This is a genomic window from Streptomyces sp. NPDC046821, assembly GCF_040645335.1.
Lineage (GTDB): Bacteria > Actinomycetota > Actinomycetes > Streptomycetales > Streptomycetaceae > Streptomyces.
In genome coordinates this window covers 390,036-406,096 of the sequence record NZ_JBEYYB010000005.1, presented here as the reverse complement: position 1 = coordinate 406,096, position 16,061 = coordinate 390,036, and the positions used below count along the sequence as shown (strand labels likewise).

Below are 16,061 nucleotides of genomic sequence, written 5' to 3'. Positions count from 1 at the left end.
TGCGGTGAGCAACTTACCCGTGGGCCCCGGGGCGGTTCAGCGGATGGAGCGGTGGACGTCCGGGCGCTGCGGGGGGCCGGGGGTCGCGTCCGCGATCCACGGGCCGTCGCCGCTCGGGTCGATGACGCCCTGTTCCAGCCAGGTGTACGACCCCTTGAGCACGCCCTTGGTGAGGGCGCGGTCGACGCTGTCGGTGTTGGTCCACAGGCGCCGGAAGAGTTCGTCGACGCGGAGGCGGGACTGGCGGCAGAACGCGTCGGCGAGCCTGTACGCCTCGCGGCCGTGTTCGCCGCTGGTGCGCAGGAGTTCGGCCCGTACGCAGGCCGCGCTCATCGCGAAGAGTTCGGCGCCGATGTCGACGATCCGGGCGAGGAAGCCCTGCTTGGTCTCCATCTTTCCCTGCCAGCGGGACATGGCGTAGAAGGTGGAGCGGGCCAGCTTGCGCGCGGAGCGTTCCACGAAGCGCAGATGGCCGGAGAGGTCCGCGTACCCGTTCGGGTGGAACTCGCTGTAGGAGCTGGGGAGTTGGCCGGGGCCCGCGACGAGTTTCGGGAGCCAGCGGGCGTAGAAGTTGCCTGCCTTGGCGCCCGCCTTCGCCTTGTCGGAGAGGGATTTGTCGGGGTCGATGAGGTCGCCGGCGACGGACAGGTGGGCGTCGACGGCCTCGCGGGCGATGAGGAGGTGCATGATCTCCGTCGAGCCCTCGAAGATGCGGTTGATGCGAAGGTCGCGGAGCAACTGCTCGGCGGGGACGGCGCGTTCGCCGCGGGCGGCGAGGGACTCGGCGGTCTCGAAGCCGCGGCCGCCGCGGATCTGGACCAGTTCGTCGGCGATGAGGCAGCCCATCTCGGAGCCGTAGAGCTTGGCGAGGGCGGCCTCGATGCGGATGTCGTTGCGGTTCTCGTCGGCCATCTGGGAGGAGAGGTCGACGACGGCTTCGAGGGCGAAGGTCGTGGCGGCGATGAACGAGATCTTCTGGCCGACGGCCTCGTGGTACGCGACCGGTTTGCCCCACTGTTCGCGGGCGGCCGACCATTCGCGGGCGATCTTCAGGCACCACTTGCCCGCGCCCACGCACATCGCGGGCAGCGAGAGGCGCCCGGTGTTGAGCGTGGTGAGGGCGATCTTGAGGCCGGCGCCCTCGGGGCCGATGCGGTTCGCGGCCGGGACGCGGACCCGGTGGAAGCGGGTGACGCCGTTCTCGATGCCGCGCAGGCCCATGAACGCGTTGCGGTTCTCGACGGTGATGCCCTCGGAGTCCGCCTCGACGACGAACGCCGTGATCCCGCCCTTGTGGCCCTCGCTCTTCGGCACGCGCGCCATGACGACGAGCAGGTCGGCGACGACGCCGTTCGTCGTCCACAGCTTCACGCCGTCGACGAGGTACGCGTCGTCCCCGTCGGGCACGGCGGTCGTGGCGAGGCGCGCCGGGTCCGAGCCGACGTCGGGCTCGGTGAGCAGGAACGCGCTGATGTCGGTGCGGGCGCAGCGCGGCAGGAACTCGTCCTTCTGCTCCTGGGTGCCGAAGAGCTTCAGCGGCTGCGGTACGCCGATGGACTGGTGCGCCGACAGGAGCGCGCCGAGGGCCGGGTTCACGGAGCCGACCAGGGACAGGGCCTTGTTGTAGTAGACCTGCGTGAGGCCGAGGCCGCCGTACTTGCGGTCGATCTTCATGCCGAGGGCTCCGAGCTCCTTGAGCCCCTTGATCACCTCGTCGGGGATCTGGGACTCGCGCTCGATGCGGGCCGCGTCGACCTTCGTCTCCAGGAACTCCCGCATCGCGGCGAGGAATTCCTCCCCGCGCCGCACGTCCTCGTCGTCGGGGAGCGGGTGGGGGTGGATCAGGTCCAGTCTGAAGCGCCCGAGGAACAGCTCCTTGGCGAAGCTCGGCTTGCGCCAGCCCTGCTCGCGCGCGGCCTCGGCGACCTGCCGGGCCTCGCGTTCCGATACGGAGTGCTGCTGGGAAGTCGGGGCCGCCATGGGGCTCACCTCGCCGCGGGTCGGAGTCCGTCCGGAACCTGGTCACCGAACGGTGCTGCTCCCTCGTTCGTACCCGCATTCCGGCACCCCGGCCACCCTCCCCGCACCGATCGGGTCGTCCGCGCCCGCATCCGGGCGACCCGTACACGCGAACGGCCGGAGCCCCCGCACAGTGGGCTCCGGCCGTTGCCGGCCCGGCGCACGGTAGAGGCCGTACGCCGGAGACTTGAGAGATTACGCGGTGCCTGTGGCGCCGGTGACTACAGGGCCAGGCCCGTGAGGACGAGCACGCGCTCGTACGTGTAGTCGTCCATGGCGAACTTCACGCCCTCGCGGCCGACGCCGGACTGCTTGGCGCCGCCGTACGGCATCTGGTCGGCGCGGTAGGACGGGACGTCGCCGACGATGACGCCGCCGACCTCGAGCGCGCGGTGGGCGCGGAACGCGGTCTGCAGGTCGTGCGTGAACACACCCGCCTGGAGGCCGTACTTGGAGTCGTTGACCGCGGCGAACGCCTCGGCCTCGCCGTCGACCTTCTTGACCGTGAGGACCGGGCCGAAGACCTCCTCGCAGGAGATCGTCACGTCGTCCGGCACGTCGGCGAGGACGGTCGGGGCGTACGAGGCGCCCTCGCGCTTGCCGCCCGCGAGGAGCGACGCGCCCGCCTTGACGGCCTCGTCGACCCAGGACTCGACGCGCTTGGCGGCGTCCTCGCTGACCAGCGGGCCGACGTCCGTTGTGTCGTCCGCCGGGTCGCCGGTGACCTGGGCCTCGACGGCCGCGACGATCTTCGGCAGGAGGCGCTCGTACAGGGAGGCGTCGGCGATGACGCGCTGCACGGAGATGCAGGACTGGCCGCCCTGGTAGTTGGAGAAGGTGGCGATGCGGGTCGCCGCCCAGTCCAGGTCCGCGTCGGAGGCCCAGTCGCCGAGGACGACGGCCGCGCCGTTGCCGCCGAGCTCCAGGGTGCAGTGCTTGCGCGGGACGCTGTCCATGATCGAGTAACCGACCGGGCCCGAGCCGGTGAAGGAGATGACCGGCAGGCGCTCGTCCTGGACCAGGGCGGGCATCCGGTCGTTCGGGACGGTCAGCACGGACCAGGAGCCGGCCGGCAGGTCCGTCTCGGCGAGCAGCTCGCCGAGGACCAGCGAGGAGATCGGCGTGGCCGGGGCCGGCTTGAGGATGATCGGGGCGCCGACGGCGATGGCCGGGGCGACCTTGTGCGCGCTGAGGTTCAGCGGGAAGTTGAACGGCGAGATGCCGAGGACCACGCCGTGCGGGATGCGGCGGGTCAGGGCGAGCCGGCCGGTGCCGCCCTGGTCGGTGTCGAGGCGCTGGGCCTCGCCGCCGTTGAAACGGCGGGCCTCCTCGGCGGCGAAGCGGAAGACGGAGACGGCGCGGCCGACCTCGCCGCGCGCCCACTTGATGGGCTTGCCGTTCTCGGCGGAGATCAGCTGGGCGATCTCCTCGGTGCGCTCGGCGAGCCGGTCGGCCACGTGGTTCAGGGCCGTGGCCCGGACGTGGGCGGGGGTGGCGGCGAACTCGTCGCGCACGGCGTACGCGGCGGCGACGGCCTCCTCGACCTGCGCCTCCGTGGGCACGCTGACCTTGCCGACCAGGCGACCGTCGTAGGAGTTGGTGACGTCGAAGGTCGCGTCACCGGTGGCCTCGCGGCCGGCGAGCCAGAAGGCGTGAGTGGCGGTCATAGTCGGTCCCGGCCCTTCCGCAGTGGGTGTGTACAGGCGTGTTGCTGGACCCACGGTAGGCCGCTCGGGCTACGTGTGCGTTTGTCCGGGGTGGCGGAGTCGGGGAGAGTGGCGCTCCGCTTTGGCAGGGGCGGGGGGTCTCGGCTTGGCAGGGGCGGGGGTCTCGGCTTTGGCGGGGGCGGGGGTCTCGGCTTTGGCGGGGGCGGGGGTCTCGGCTTTGGCGGGGGCGGGGGTCTCGGCTTTGGCGGGGGCGGGGGTCTCGGTTTAGGCGGGCCGGGGGTCTCGGCTTTGCAGGGCCGGGGGTCTCGGCGGTTTTACGAGGCTCCGCTACGCCTGTTCGCCGCCCGCGTTCGTGGCCTTCAGGGCGAGCCACAGCTCCATGCGGACGTCCGGGTCGTCCAGGGAGCGGCCGAGGATCTCCTCGACCCGGCGCATCCGGTAGCGCAGGGTGTGGCGGTGCACGCCGAGGTCGGCGGCGGCCGCGTCCCACTGGCCGTGCCGCGAGAGCCAGGCCCGCAGCGAGGCCACGAGGTCGCCGCGGCCGGTCGCGTCGTGGTCCCTGAGGGCCCGCAGGAGCCCGTCGGCGAAGGCGCGTACGGCGTCGTCGGCGAGCAGCGGGACGACGGAACCGGCGGCGACCTCCTCGTGCTCGACGAGGGCGCGGCCGCGCCGCCGGGCCACCGACAGCGCCTGTTCGGCCTGCTTGTACGCGGTCGCGGCGGCGATCGGCCCGGCCGGTGCCGAAAGGCCCACGACGAGTTCGTCGTCCTCTCCCCCGGCGCCCTGTTCGCGCTGGGTCAGGCGGGCGCGGTCGAGGGCGGCGGCGTACTGGGTGCAGGCACCCGTCGCCGCGCCGCCGTCGACGGCGAGCAGGACGAGCCGCTCGCCGTCGGGCACTACGAGGACGGCCTCACCGGAGCGGGCGGCCGCGGCCTCCACAACGTCGGCCAGCCCGGTGAGCGGGTCGCCGCCGGACGCGGAGACGGCGGCGGCGCCCGTGGCCGCGCCGGGCCGCTCCTGCTTCTCGGCTTTCTCGGCGGCCACGCGCGCGTGGCCCTCGGCGTGCGCGCGTGCCGCCGACGCGGACGCGACCTCGGCGACGATCACCCGGAAGGGTGCGTCGAGGAGTCCTCCGTACAGATCGCCGGCGACGGTCCTGGCGTGCTGGGGCTCGCCCGCGAGGAGCATCCGCAGGACGGCGGCACCGATGCGCTGTTCGGCGGCGTGCAGGGAGCGGGAGCGTTCGGTGGTGAGGGTGAGCAGGGCGATCGCGGAGTGCAGCGCGTAGCGCTCGGCGGTGCCGAGGGCGGCGGCGGTGCCCACGGCGAGGGCGGCGCGCGGGCGGCGTCCGGTGCCGAGGGAGTGCAGTTCGACGCGGTCCTCGTCGCCGCCGCCCTGCTGGTCGCCGCCGCCGACGACGGCGCTGGCCGGGGCGGGCCGCTCGCGCAGCCGCTCGACGTCGGCGACGAGCCGGGCGGCGCGGCGTCCGGCCCACTCGGGCGCGGCCGCGACGACGGCGCCCGAGGCGTCGTACAGCGCGGCCCAGCCCGCGACCTGCCCGGCGAGCGCGCCCAGCAGCCCCTCCGGACCGTCGTTCAGAGCCTGCTTGGTCAGTTCGCGCTGGGCGGCGAAGCCTGCGGTGACGGCGCGGTACTGGTCGGCGGCGATGGCGGCGGAGACGGCTTTGCTGATGGCGATGAAGGGGGTGCGGCGCGGGACTTCGAGGAGCGGGAAGCCTTCGCCGCGCGCCGCGTCGACGAGCGCCTGCGGGATGTCCTCGTAGTTGACGCCGACGGCGAAGCCGAGCCCCACGACCCCGGCGCCGTCGAGCCGCTTCACGTAGCGGCGCATCGCGGCCGGGTCCTCCGCGTCCAGCTTGAGCGCGGTGATCAGCAGCAGCTCCCCGCCCTCCATGTACGGCACGGGGTCGGCGAGCTCGCTGACATGGGCCCAGCGCACGGCGCTGTCCAGCCGTTCCTCCCCGGCGCGCACGGTCAGCTTGAGCGCGGAGTGATGGACGAGGGAGGCGAGCGTGGGCGGCATGAGGGCTGGCCTTCAGGTGTGCGATCAGGAGGGCGGGGGCGAGGGCTTGCGGTCAGTAGTGCGGGGCGAGGGTGCGCGATCAGGAGTGCGCGGGCCGGCCAGGGTGCACCGGTGGCGTGGATCTTGTGGAGCTTTTGGCCGGTACGTATGAACGGACAGTGTCGATTCTGCCTCACCGTACGTACGTGTGCGGCCGCCCGTGGGCAATACGTACGGCTGCGGCCCCTCGCGGGCAACCCGTCCCCGCGCCCCCTCAGCCCCGCAGGTCCACCAGCAGCGGGGGTGCGTGCTCACCGCGGACGGTCGTCAGCGACAGCACGGCGTGCCCGGGCGGCACGGCGTGCGCCAGCTCGGAGGCGGACCAGCGCTCGCGCTCGACTTGGCGGACGGTGACGGCGTCCGTCGTGACGGCCTTCCCCGTGACGAACTTGCGCAGCCCGTGCAGGGCGCGGGTCACCGGCTGGGCGGCGAAGACGGCGTGCTGGGCGACCTCGGTGGTCTCCACCCACTCGGTCCCCCAGGCCTCGGCGAACCGCCGCCCGTCCCACGTGGTCACGCCCGCGAACGCCATCCGGCAGCCCACCGCCGCGAACAGCGGCCCCTGCAGTGCCTCGGGCACCTCGCCGATCGTCCGCAGGCCCAGGACGACACCCGCGTTCAGGGACCGCAGCCGCTGCACGGCGCGCACGCTCTCGGCGCTGAAGGTGCGTGCGGCGTCGTCGAGGACGAGACACGCGAAGTGCGTACGGGCACCGGCGCGCGCGACGTGCGAGAACTGGGCGAGCAGCAGTCGGGCCAGGAGCCGCGACGCCTCCTCGTGGCCCTGTTCGGGCAGGTCGACGCGGACGCTGACCGGATGGTGGGCGACCGCCCGCAGCGAGAAGGCGCGCCCCTCGCCGCTGGTGTCGAAGAAATCGGCGAAGGCCGGGCGGTCGAGCACGGCCAGCCGGTCGGCGAGCGCCGGACCGGGGTCCCCCGCGGTGCCGGTCTGCCGGGTTCTGGCGTCGAGTTCGCGGCGCATGGCCGCCTGCCCTTCCACCGCTTCGAGCTTCGCCCTGAGGGCGTCGACGGCGGCCGGCTCGCCTTCGAGCAGCTCGCGCAGCACGGGGACGGACGGGAAACGTCCGTGCGCGCTGCGGTAGGGGCCGAGGAGCTGGGCGAGTGCGGTGGCCCCGCGCCGGGTGTCGACGGCTTCGAGGTCACCGATCAGGCCCTCGGCGAGGAAGGCGGCCGCCTCGTCCGGGTCGGCGCAGCTCGCGTACAGGTCCAGGTCGTACTCGGAGGCCGGGTCGCCCGGCCTGACGACGACGTCGTACGCGGCGTCGGGCCCGAGGTCGGTGCCCGCCGCGCAGACGGCCACGACCGCGGCCTGCCCGGTCAGCGACTGGAGGGTGAGTGCCTCGACGACGGGGCGCATCAGGCGGCCGGTCTTGCCGGATCCGGAGGGGCCCACGGCGAGCAGCGACGTGCCGAGCAGGGAAGGTTCGAGAGCTGTGTAGGCGCCGCGGACCGGATACGGGTTGCGCTTGTCCTCGGCGTACCGGCCGATCCTGAACTGGCTGACGAGCAGGTCGTGGGTGGCGGTGCGGACCGGCAGGTCGCGGCGTCCGGAGGGGTGGGCCCAGGCCGCGGCGCCGTTCCGGGCGACGGTGTCGGCGAACGAGGCGCGGCCGGCCGGTCCGGTGACGGTCTGCCAGACATGGCTGACCCGGGCGCAGTCGACGTCGTTCATGCGCCCGCCGAGCAGTTCGGCAAAGAGCAGGTCGGCGGCCTTGTCCTGGCCCGCGGCGCGCAGCTCGGGCCAGCGCTCGCGGCCGGTCGCCTCGGCGGGCGCGGGCGCGGCGGCGGGCTTGCGGGGCGGGCTCGCGGGCGCCGGGCCGCGACGGGCGCGCAGCGCCTGCCACCAGCCGCCGATGTGGGCGAAGGGCCACAGTACGGCGAGCGTGATCACGGTGTAGATGACGTCGGTGACGACCGGGGAGGCGAACACCTCGTAGCCGCCCGCGACAAGGGCGACCAGGGAAAGGACGGGGCCTACGACGGGCAGCGGGCGCCAGTCGAGCCCGAGGGCGTTCGGCCATACGAAGACGAGGGCGGCGACGGCGCCGAGCGAGGCGAGCAGGGCACGGGACGGCTGCCGGCGGCGCATCACGAAGTGCCGGATCGTCTCCGCCCACGAGCCGAGCCTGCCGACCGTGTAGACGAGGGCGGCGAAGACCACACCGTCGTAGACCACGAGGGCGTCGCCGCCCTGCCACTGCTTGGGCTGGCTGCTGCCGCCCCACCACCAGTCGCCCGGGGTGAACAGCTTCAGCAGGGCCCACTGGTACGGGACGGTGCCGTGCCGCCACATCGACCAGAACAGCAGGCCGAGCAGGGTCGAGACGACGAGGCCGAGCACGCGCCTGCGCCGGGCGGCCTCGACGTCCGGCTCGGGCTCCGGCACGCGGTGGCCGAGGCGCCAGATGCCCGGCGCCGCCTCGGGGCGGGGGGCGGCCAGCCAGTCGGCGACGGAGGCGGCGCCGGAGGCACCAGGCGCGTGCGCGGGGCGGGGCGGCGGGGTACTGGGGCGGGCGGGTGTGCCTGAGTTGGAAGGCCCGCCGGAGCGGAGGAGCGTGCCGGGGTCGGCGGATGCGACAGCACCGTGGCCGGCAGGCGTACCGGAACGGCCAGCCGCCCCCGTTCCCCCGTTCGGCGCCCCGGCGGCAGCCGAAGGCGGTGGGCCCGCGGGCCGCGGCACCGGTGTGGCGTGTGTGCCGCGAGCGTCGTGCGTGTCGCCGGCGCCGTGCGTGCCGTCGGTGTCCATGGCCCTTGCCCCCTGACCTGCCGGTCCTCGTCTTCGCGGGGTCAATCTAGTGCCCCCGTCCGGGGAGTTCACCGCTCCCGCGCCCGCACCTGGCGCGATCCTTGCCGCCCCGCCCTATGTCCACGGCGGACAACGCGTGGCGCGAACCCCGCCCCGATGGAGCATGACCTACTCCGCCCGTCGCCCCTAACCTGCGAAGAAAGCACTCGAAACACCCCCAGGAGCCCCGCATGAGCGCAGTCCCGCAGGAGCGCCGCGTCGTCACCGCCATCCCCGGCCCGAAGTCGCAGGAGCTGCAGGCCCGACGTACCGCCGTGGTCGCGGCCGGCGTGGGCTCCACGCTGCCGGTCTTCACCGCCCGCGCCGGCGGCGGCATCATCGAGGACGTCGACGGCAACCGTCTGATCGACTTCGGTTCCGGCATCGCCGTGACCTCCGTCGGCGCGTCCGCCGAGGCCGTCGTCCGCCGCGCCTCCGCCCAGCTGCAGGACTTCACGCACACCTGTTTCATGGTCACGCCGTACGAGGGCTACGTGGCCGTCGCCGAGGCGCTGGCCGAGCTCACGCCGGGTGACCACGCCAAGAAGTCCGCGCTGTTCAACTCGGGCGCCGAGGCCGTCGAGAACGCCGTCAAGATCGCCCGCGCGCACACCAAGCGCCAGGCGGTCGTCGTCTTCGACCACGGCTACCACGGCCGTACGAACCTGACGATGGCGCTGACCAGCAAGAACATGCCGTACAAGAACGGCTTCGGCCCGTTCGCGCCCGAGGTCTACCGCGTGCCGGTGGCCTACGGCTACCGCTGGCCGACCGGTGCCGAGAACGCCGGCCCGGAGGCCGCCGCGCAGGCCATCGACCAGATCACGAAGCAGATCGGCGCCGACAACGTCGCCGCGATCATCATCGAGCCGGTCCTCGGCGAGGGCGGCTTCATCGAGCCGGCCAAGGGCTTCCTGCCGGCGATCGTGAAGTTCGCCAACGACAACGGCATCGTCTTCGTCGCGGACGAGATCCAGTCCGGCTTCTGCCGCACCGGCCAGTGGTTCGCCTGTGAGGACGAGGGCATCGTCCCCGACCTGATCACGACCGCCAAGGGCATCGCGGGCGGTCTCCCCCTCGCCGCCGTGACGGGCCGCGCCGAGATCATGGACGCCGCGCACGCGGGCGGCCTGGGCGGCACCTACGGCGGTAACCCGGTGGCCTGCGCCGGTGCGCTCGGCGCCATCGAGACCATGAAGGAGCTCGACCTCAACGCCAAGGCGAAGAACATCGAGGCCGTCATGAAGGCCCGCCTGGGCGCCATGGCCGAGAAGTTCGACATCATCGGCGAGATCCGCGGCCGCGGTGCGATGATCGCCATCGAGCTGGTCAAGGACCGCACCACCAAGGAGCCGAACCCGGAGGCCGCCGGCGCGCTCGCCAAGGCCTGCCACGCCGAGGGCCTGCTGGTCCTCACCTGCGGCACCTACGGCAACGTGCTGCGCTTCCTGCCCCCGCTGGTCATCGGTGACGACCTGCTGGGCGAGGGCCTGGACATCATCGAGAGCGCGTTCGCGGGCATCTGAGCCCGTGGCGTGACCTGCAGTAACGGTCAGAGGGTGTGAAGAACGTGTGCGAGGCCGATGGCAGCTTGCCGATCCCGCTGTCGTACACCCACGCCCTGCCGTACGGTTTCTGCAGATTGAAGGAAACACCCCGCCCACAGGGGACTGTGGGCGAAACCGGGTCGGAGCCTCCCCAGCCCCGCCCTGGTCGTGCCCTCGCGCACACCCCCGGAGCTTCTGGCTCCGGAACTCCTCACCGATCGGATGGCCGCCCGCCCCAAACCCCCCGGGGCGTGCGGCAAACCGGTCACATCGGCCGCCTCGGAACTACCCCCCCTGTTCCGAGGCGGCCGTCCCCATTCCGCTGGGCCGCCGTTCTGAGCGCCCTGCTCTTCGTCTTCGTCACCTGGCAGGTCGCCACCGGCGGCCCGCTGTGCCGCGTGGACGACCGCCTCAGTGCGGCGCTGATCTCCCGCGGCCTGCCCTACCGGGCCGCCGAACTGCTCGCCGACATCGGCAACGTCACCGTCGCGCTCCCGGTCCTCGCCGTCGTCCTCGTCTACGCCGCCTCGCGCGACCGCCGCGACGGTGTGCCCGACTGGTGGAGACGCCCCGCCGTCGCCGCGCTCACCATGGCCGTCGTGCCGCTCCTGGTCCTCCCCCTCAAAGAGACCATCGCCCGCACCGGCCCGGCCGTGATGGGCCCCGGCACCGGCTACTACCCGTCCGGGCACGCGTCGACGGCCGGCGTCGCCTACGGCGCGTGCCTGCTGCTCGTCCTGCCCTACGTACGGAGCGCCTACCGCCGCCGCGAACTCACCATCGGCTGCGTCGTCCTGAACGCGGGCGTCGGACTCGGCCTGGTGGAGCGCGGCTACCACTGGCCACTGGACGTCGTCGGGGCCTGGTGCCTCTCCGTGGTCCTGCTGTACGTGATGAGCAGGGTGTGGGCGGGCCGGGCACCTCGGGACTGACCGGCCCTCCCCCGGCTACTCGTGTGTGCCCTCGCGGGCGAGCTGGGCCGCCGCCTCGTGCATCGCCAGTTCGAGGAGGGCGGGGTCGGTGAGGGTGCCCGAGCCGTCGGGCGGAACCAGCCAGCGGACCCCGCCGGCGCCCCCGCCGCCCGGACGGGGCACCCCGCCGGTGCCGCGCCCCGGATAGGGGACGACGATCCACGTGCCGCGCCCCGCGCCGCGTACTCCGGTGCCGACCCAGCGGGCGGCCGTACCGGCGGGCACGAAGAAGCCCATCCGCGCGTCACCGAAGTCGGCGAGCACGGGGCCCGGCCGGTCGATGAAGCGGCCCAGCACGTCGAGCGTCGGATACCCCAGCTCGCCCGGCAGGATCAGTACGTCCCACACTCTGCCCGCGGGCAGGAGCGCGATCCCGTGGGGATTTCGCTCCCACTCCCAGCGGCAGGCGTCCGGATCAGGTGCCACGGACGCCAGCCACTCGACCGCCGCCTTCGTCCCCGAGCCAGTCATGGCGGGACCTCCTCTTCCTGGTACGCGCCGCTGGAACGGTGCGTCTTTCAACCAGTAAGAGGAGGCCGGGGCGAGATCATTACGCGGGTTGCGGCCACCAATTCACGGCGGCCGCCGCCCGGGGTCAGCTGTCGAAGCCGAGACCCGCCTTGTCCATGGCACGCAGCCACAGGTTGCGCCGGCCGCCGTTGTCGTCGGCGCGCGCCAGGGACCACTTGGTGAGCGCGATCCCGGTGTACGCGAACGGCTCGGGCGGGAACGGCAGCGGCTTCGTGCGGACCATCTCGAGCTCCGTACGTTCCGTGCGCTCGCCGGAGAGCAGGTCGAGCATCACCTCCGCGCCGAAGCGGGTCGCGCCGACGCCGAGTCCGGTGTACCCGGCGGCGTACGCGACGCGGCCCTTGTGCGCCGTGCCGAAGAACGCCGAGAAGCGGGTGCACGTGTCGATGGCGCCGCCCCAGGCGTGGCTGAAGCGCACCCCCGCCAGCTGCGGGAAGCAGGTGAAGAAGTGCCCGGCGAGCTTCGCGTACGTCTCTGGCCGGTGGTCATGCTCGGCGCGCACCCGGCCGCCGTACGGGTACACGGCGTCGTAGCCGCCCCACAGGATCCGGTTGTCCGCGGACAGCCGGAAGTAGTGGAACTGGTTGGCCGAGTCGCCGAGGCCCTGGCGGTTCTTCCAGCCGATGGAGGCCAGCTGGTCGTCGGTCAAGGGCTCGGTCATCAGCGCGTAGTCGTAGACCGGGACGGTGTACGAGCGGACGCGTTTGACCAGGGACGGGAAGACGTTCGTGCCGAGGGCGACGGCGTCGGCGAAGACGCGGCCGTACGGGGTGCGGACGGCCGTGCCCGGTCCGGACGAGGACAGGTCGAGCGCGGGCGTGTGCTCGTAGATACGGACGCCCGCTTCGATGCAGGCCCGCTTGAGGCCCCAGGCGAGCTTGGCCGGGTGCAGCATCGCGACGCCTCGCCGGTCGTACAGGGCGCCCAGGAAGGTGGGTGAGTCGACCTGTTCGCGGACGGCTTCGGCGTCGAGGAGTTCGGTGCCGTCGGCGAGTCCGGCCTCGGTCAACTCGGCGTAGAAATCCCGGAGTTCGGTGACCTGGTGGGGTGCGGTGGCCACGTCGAGTTCGCCGGTGCGCTCGAAGTCGCAGTCGATGGAGTAGCGGGCGACGGCGTCCTCGATGGCGTCGAGGTTGCGGGCGCCGAGCTCCTCCAGCTTCGCGATCTCGCCGGGCCAGCGGGCCAGTCCGTTCGCGACGCCGTGGGTGAGGGACGCGGCGCAGAAGCCGCCGTTGCGGCCGGACGCGGCCCAGCCCACTTCCTTCCCCTCCAGGAGGACCACGTCGCGGCCGGGGTCGCGCTCCTTGGCGAGGAGCGCGGTCCACAGGCCGCTGTAGCCCCCGCCGACGACGAGCAGGTCGCACCGCTCGTCGCCGGTGAGCGCGGGCTGGGCCTCGGGCCTGCCGGGGTCGTCCAGCCAGTAGGACACCGGCTTGGCGTCCGCCAGCGACCTGATCCAGTCGTTGCCACGGTTCATGGCGCGTGCGGCCATGATTTCAACTCCCTCAGACTGCCTTGTTCTTACGCTTGCCGACGACCATCCCGGCAAGCACGAGCACTACGGCGACGACGAACATCGCCGTACCGATGACGTTGATCTGTACGGGGGTGCCGCGCTGCGCCGAGCCCCAGACGAACATGGGGAAGGTCACGGTCGAGCCCGCGTTGAAGTTCGTGATGATGAAGTCGTCGAAGGAGAGCGCGAAGGCGAGCAGCGCGCCCGCCGCGATGCCGGGTGCGGCGATCGGCAGCGTGACCCGTACGAAGGTCTGGAAGGGACCGGCGTAGAGGTCCTGGGCGGCCTGTTCGAGGCGCGGGTCCATCGACATGACGCGGGCCTTGACGGCCGTCACGACGAAGCTGAGGCAGAACATGATGTGGGCGATGAGGATCGTCCAGAAGCCCAGCTGCGCGCCCATGTTGAGGAAGAGCGTGAGCAGCGAGGCGGCCATGACGACCTCGGGCATCGCCATCGGCAGGAAGATCAGCGAGTTCACGGCGCCGCGCGCGCGGAAGCGGTAGCGCACGAGGGCGAAGGCGATCATCGTGCCGAGGGCGGTGGCGCCGATCGTCGCCCACAGCGCGATCTGGAGGCTCAGCGAGAGCGAGCCGCACATGTCGGCGACGCCGCAGGGGTTCTTCCAGGCGTCGAGCGAGAACTCCTGCCACTCGTAGTTGAAGCGCCCCTTCGGCTTGTTGAAGGAGAACACCGTCACGACGATGTTCGGCAGGAGCAGGTACCCGAGGGTGACGAGACCCGCGAGGACGACGAGATTGCGGCGGAGCCAGGTTACGAAGGCCATCAGACCAGGTCCTCCGTTCCGGACCGGCGGATATAGACGGTGACCATGATCAGGATCGCGGCCATCAGGATGAACGAGAGCGCCGCCGCCGTCGGGTAGTCCAGGATCCGCAGGAACTGCGTCTGGATGACGTTGCCGACCATGCGGGTGTCGGTGGAGCCGAGCAGGTCCGCGTTGACGTAGTCGCCGGCGGCGGGGATGAAGGTGAGCAGCGTGCCGGAGACGACGCCCGGCATGGACAGCGGGAACGTCACCTTGCGGAAGGTCGTGGCGGGCGTGGCGTACAGGTCGCCCGCCGCCTCGTGCAGTCGCCCGTCGATGCGCTCCAGCGAGGTGTAGAGCGGCAGGATCATGAACGGCAGGAAGTTGTACGTGAGTCCGCAGATCACGGCGAGCGGGGTCGCGAGGACCCGGTGCCCGTCGGTCATGCCGAGCCAGCTCGTGACGTCGAGGACGTGCAGCGCGTTCAGGGCGCCGACGACCGGTCCGCCGTCGGAGAGGATCGTCTTCCAGGCGAGGGTGCGGATCAGGAAGCTGGTGAAGAACGGCGCGATGACGAGGATGAGGACGACGTTGCGCCAGCGGCCCGCGCGGAACGCGATGAGGTAGGCGAGCGGGTAGCCGAGCGCGAGGCACAGGATCGTGGCGGCGCCCGCGTACAGGACCGAGCGCAGGAACTGCGGCCAGTAGTCGGCGAGGGCGTGCCAGTAGGTCGCGAAGTGCCAGGTGACCCGGAAGCCGTCCTCCAGGGAGCCCGTCTGCACGGAGGTCGACGCCTGGTAGACCATCGGCAGGGCGAAGAAGACGACCAGCCAGAGCATTCCGGGAAGCAGCAGCCAGTACGGGACGAGGCGGCCGCGCTTGCGTGGCCTGCGGGGCGTGGGGGCGGCCGGGGCGTCGAGCTCCTCCGCCGCCGTCTTGGTGACGGTCGTCATGCGGCTGCGTCCTCCTCGACCTTCGCGGCGCCCGCCTCGATGTCCTGGGCGGCGTCGAGGCCGAAGGTGTGCGCGGGGTTCCAATGGAGGACGACCTCGGCGCCGGGGGCGAGCCGGGTGTCGCGCTCGATGTTCTGCGCGTACACCTCGAAGTGGTCGCAGAGCGGGCTGTCGATGACGTACTGCGTGGAGACGCCGATGAAGCTGCTGTCGGCGACGCGGCCGGTGATGCGGTTGCGGCCGTCGGGGATCGTGCCCGCGTCGTCGGCGTGGGTCAGGGAGATCTTCTCGGGGCGTACGCCGACGAGGATCTTCCCGCCGACGGCGGCGGAGGTGCTGCAGCGGGCGGAGGGCAGGACGAGCTTGCCGTCACCGGCCTTCAGGGTGAGGTCGTCGCCGCTGCGGCCCGCGACCTCGGCCTCGATGAAGTTGGACGTGCCGAGGAAGTTGGCGACGAAGGTGGAGGCCGGGTTCTCGTAGAGGTCGGCCGGGGCGCCCAGCTGTTCGACGCGGCCGGCGTTCATCACCGCGACCGTGTCGGCCATGGTCATGGCCTCCTCCTGGTCGTGGGTGACGTGGATGAACGTGATGCCCACCTCGGTCTGGATGCGCTTGAGTTCGAGCTGCATCTGGCGGCGCAGCTTGAGGTCGAGGGCGCCGAGCGGCTCGTCGAGGAGCAGCACCTTGGGGTGGTTGATCAGGGCCCGGGCCACGGCGACGCGCTGCTGCTGGCCGCCGGAGAGCTGGTGCGGCTTCTTGCGGGCCTGCTCGCCGAGCTGGACCAGGTCGAGCATCTCGCCGACCTGCTTCTTCACGGACTTGATGCCGCGCCGGCGCAGGCCGAAGGCGACGTTCTCGAAGATGTCGAGGTGCGGGAAGAGCGCGTACGACTGGAAGACGGTGTTCACCGGGCGCTTGTAGGGCGGCAGCGCGGTGACGTCCTGGTCGCCGAGCTTGACGGTGCCGGAGCTGGGCTCCTCAAGTCCCGCGATCATGCGCAGAGTTGTGGTCTTGCCGCAGCCGGAGGCGCCGAGGAGGGCGAAGAAGGAGCCTTCGGGGACGGTGAGGTCGAGCGGCTGGACGGCCGTGAAGGAGCCGTAGGTCTTGCTGATCCCGGCAAGGCGGACGTCGCCGCCGTGTTCTGTGGTCATGGTGCGGTCCAGGGAGTCGTGGGGTGAAGGAGCTCGGTGGGTACTGCGC

11 protein-coding genes are annotated in these 16,061 nt (G+C 72.2%); 2 read left to right on the top strand and 9 right to left on the bottom strand.

Going from position 1 to position 16,061, the window contains the following annotated elements; all coding sequences use genetic code 11:
- Nucleotides 1-36: 36 nt before the first annotated feature.
- The 4 genes from ABZ893_RS12725 to ABZ893_RS12710 all read right to left on the bottom strand — a co-directional run bounded on the left by ABZ893_RS12725 (nucleotide 37) and on the right by ABZ893_RS12710 (nucleotide 8,535).
- Entirely contained in the window at nucleotides 37-1,980 is a 1,944-nt protein-coding gene (locus ABZ893_RS12725; RefSeq protein WP_361401151.1) for an acyl-CoA dehydrogenase family protein, read from the bottom strand.
- Nucleotides 1,981-2,240: 260 nt separating this feature from the next.
- Entirely contained in the window at nucleotides 2,241-3,686 is a 1,446-nt protein-coding gene (locus ABZ893_RS12720; RefSeq protein ID WP_361401148.1) for an aldehyde dehydrogenase family protein, read from the bottom strand.
- Between the two features lie 327 nt (nucleotides 3,687-4,013).
- Nucleotides 4,014-5,729, bottom strand: coding sequence for a PucR family transcriptional regulator (locus tag ABZ893_RS12715; RefSeq protein WP_361401146.1), 1,716 nt, complete (start codon nucleotides 5,727-5,729; stop codon nucleotides 4,014-4,016).
- Between the two features lie 253 nt (nucleotides 5,730-5,982).
- Complete coding sequence (locus ABZ893_RS12710; protein WP_361401144.1) at nucleotides 5,983-8,535, bottom strand: ATP/GTP-binding protein; 2,553 nt, start codon at nucleotides 8,533-8,535, stop codon at nucleotides 5,983-5,985.
- Between the two features lie 230 nt (nucleotides 8,536-8,765).
- Here ABZ893_RS12710 and gabT point away from each other — a divergent pair, with 230 nt between their 5' ends.
- Entirely contained in the window at nucleotides 8,766-10,100 is a 1,335-nt protein-coding gene (gene gabT, locus ABZ893_RS12705; RefSeq protein WP_361401141.1) for a 4-aminobutyrate--2-oxoglutarate transaminase, read from the top strand.
- A gap of 419 nt (nucleotides 10,101-10,519) precedes the next feature.
- The gene (locus ABZ893_RS12700; protein WP_361401139.1) at nucleotides 10,520-11,053 is read left to right on the top strand and encodes a phosphatase PAP2 family protein; all 534 of its coding nucleotides are present in this window, start codon (nucleotides 10,520-10,522) and stop codon (nucleotides 11,051-11,053) included.
- 15 nt (nucleotides 11,054-11,068) lie between these two features.
- Here the strand turns inward: ABZ893_RS12700 and ABZ893_RS12695 are convergent, their stop codons facing one another.
- From ABZ893_RS12695 to ABZ893_RS12675, 5 genes are all read right to left on the bottom strand, one after another.
- Nucleotides 11,069-11,563, bottom strand: coding sequence for a hypothetical protein (locus ABZ893_RS12695; RefSeq protein WP_361401136.1), 495 nt, complete (start codon nucleotides 11,561-11,563; stop codon nucleotides 11,069-11,071).
- Nucleotides 11,564-11,687: 124 nt separating this feature from the next.
- On the bottom strand, nucleotides 11,688-13,115 hold the full coding sequence (locus ABZ893_RS12690; protein WP_361401133.1) for an FAD-dependent oxidoreductase: 1,428 nt from the start codon (nucleotides 13,113-13,115) through the stop codon (nucleotides 11,688-11,690).
- 13 nt (nucleotides 13,116-13,128) lie between these two features.
- On the bottom strand, nucleotides 13,129-13,926 hold the full coding sequence (locus ABZ893_RS12685; RefSeq protein ID WP_361401129.1) for an ABC transporter permease: 798 nt from the start codon (nucleotides 13,924-13,926) through the stop codon (nucleotides 13,129-13,131).
- Nucleotides 13,926-14,861: an ABC transporter permease gene (locus ABZ893_RS12680; RefSeq protein ID WP_361401126.1), complete on the bottom strand. Its 936-nt coding sequence runs from the start codon at nucleotides 14,859-14,861 to the stop codon at nucleotides 13,926-13,928. Before ABZ893_RS12680 ends, ABZ893_RS12685 begins: the two co-directional genes overlap by 1 nt.
- Nucleotides 14,858-16,012, bottom strand: a complete 1,155-nt coding sequence (locus ABZ893_RS12675; RefSeq protein WP_361401123.1) for an ABC transporter ATP-binding protein — start codon at nucleotides 16,010-16,012, stop codon at nucleotides 14,858-14,860. The genes ABZ893_RS12680 and ABZ893_RS12675 overlap by 4 nt, the downstream gene beginning before the upstream one ends.
- Nucleotides 16,013-16,061 lie beyond the last annotated feature (49 nt).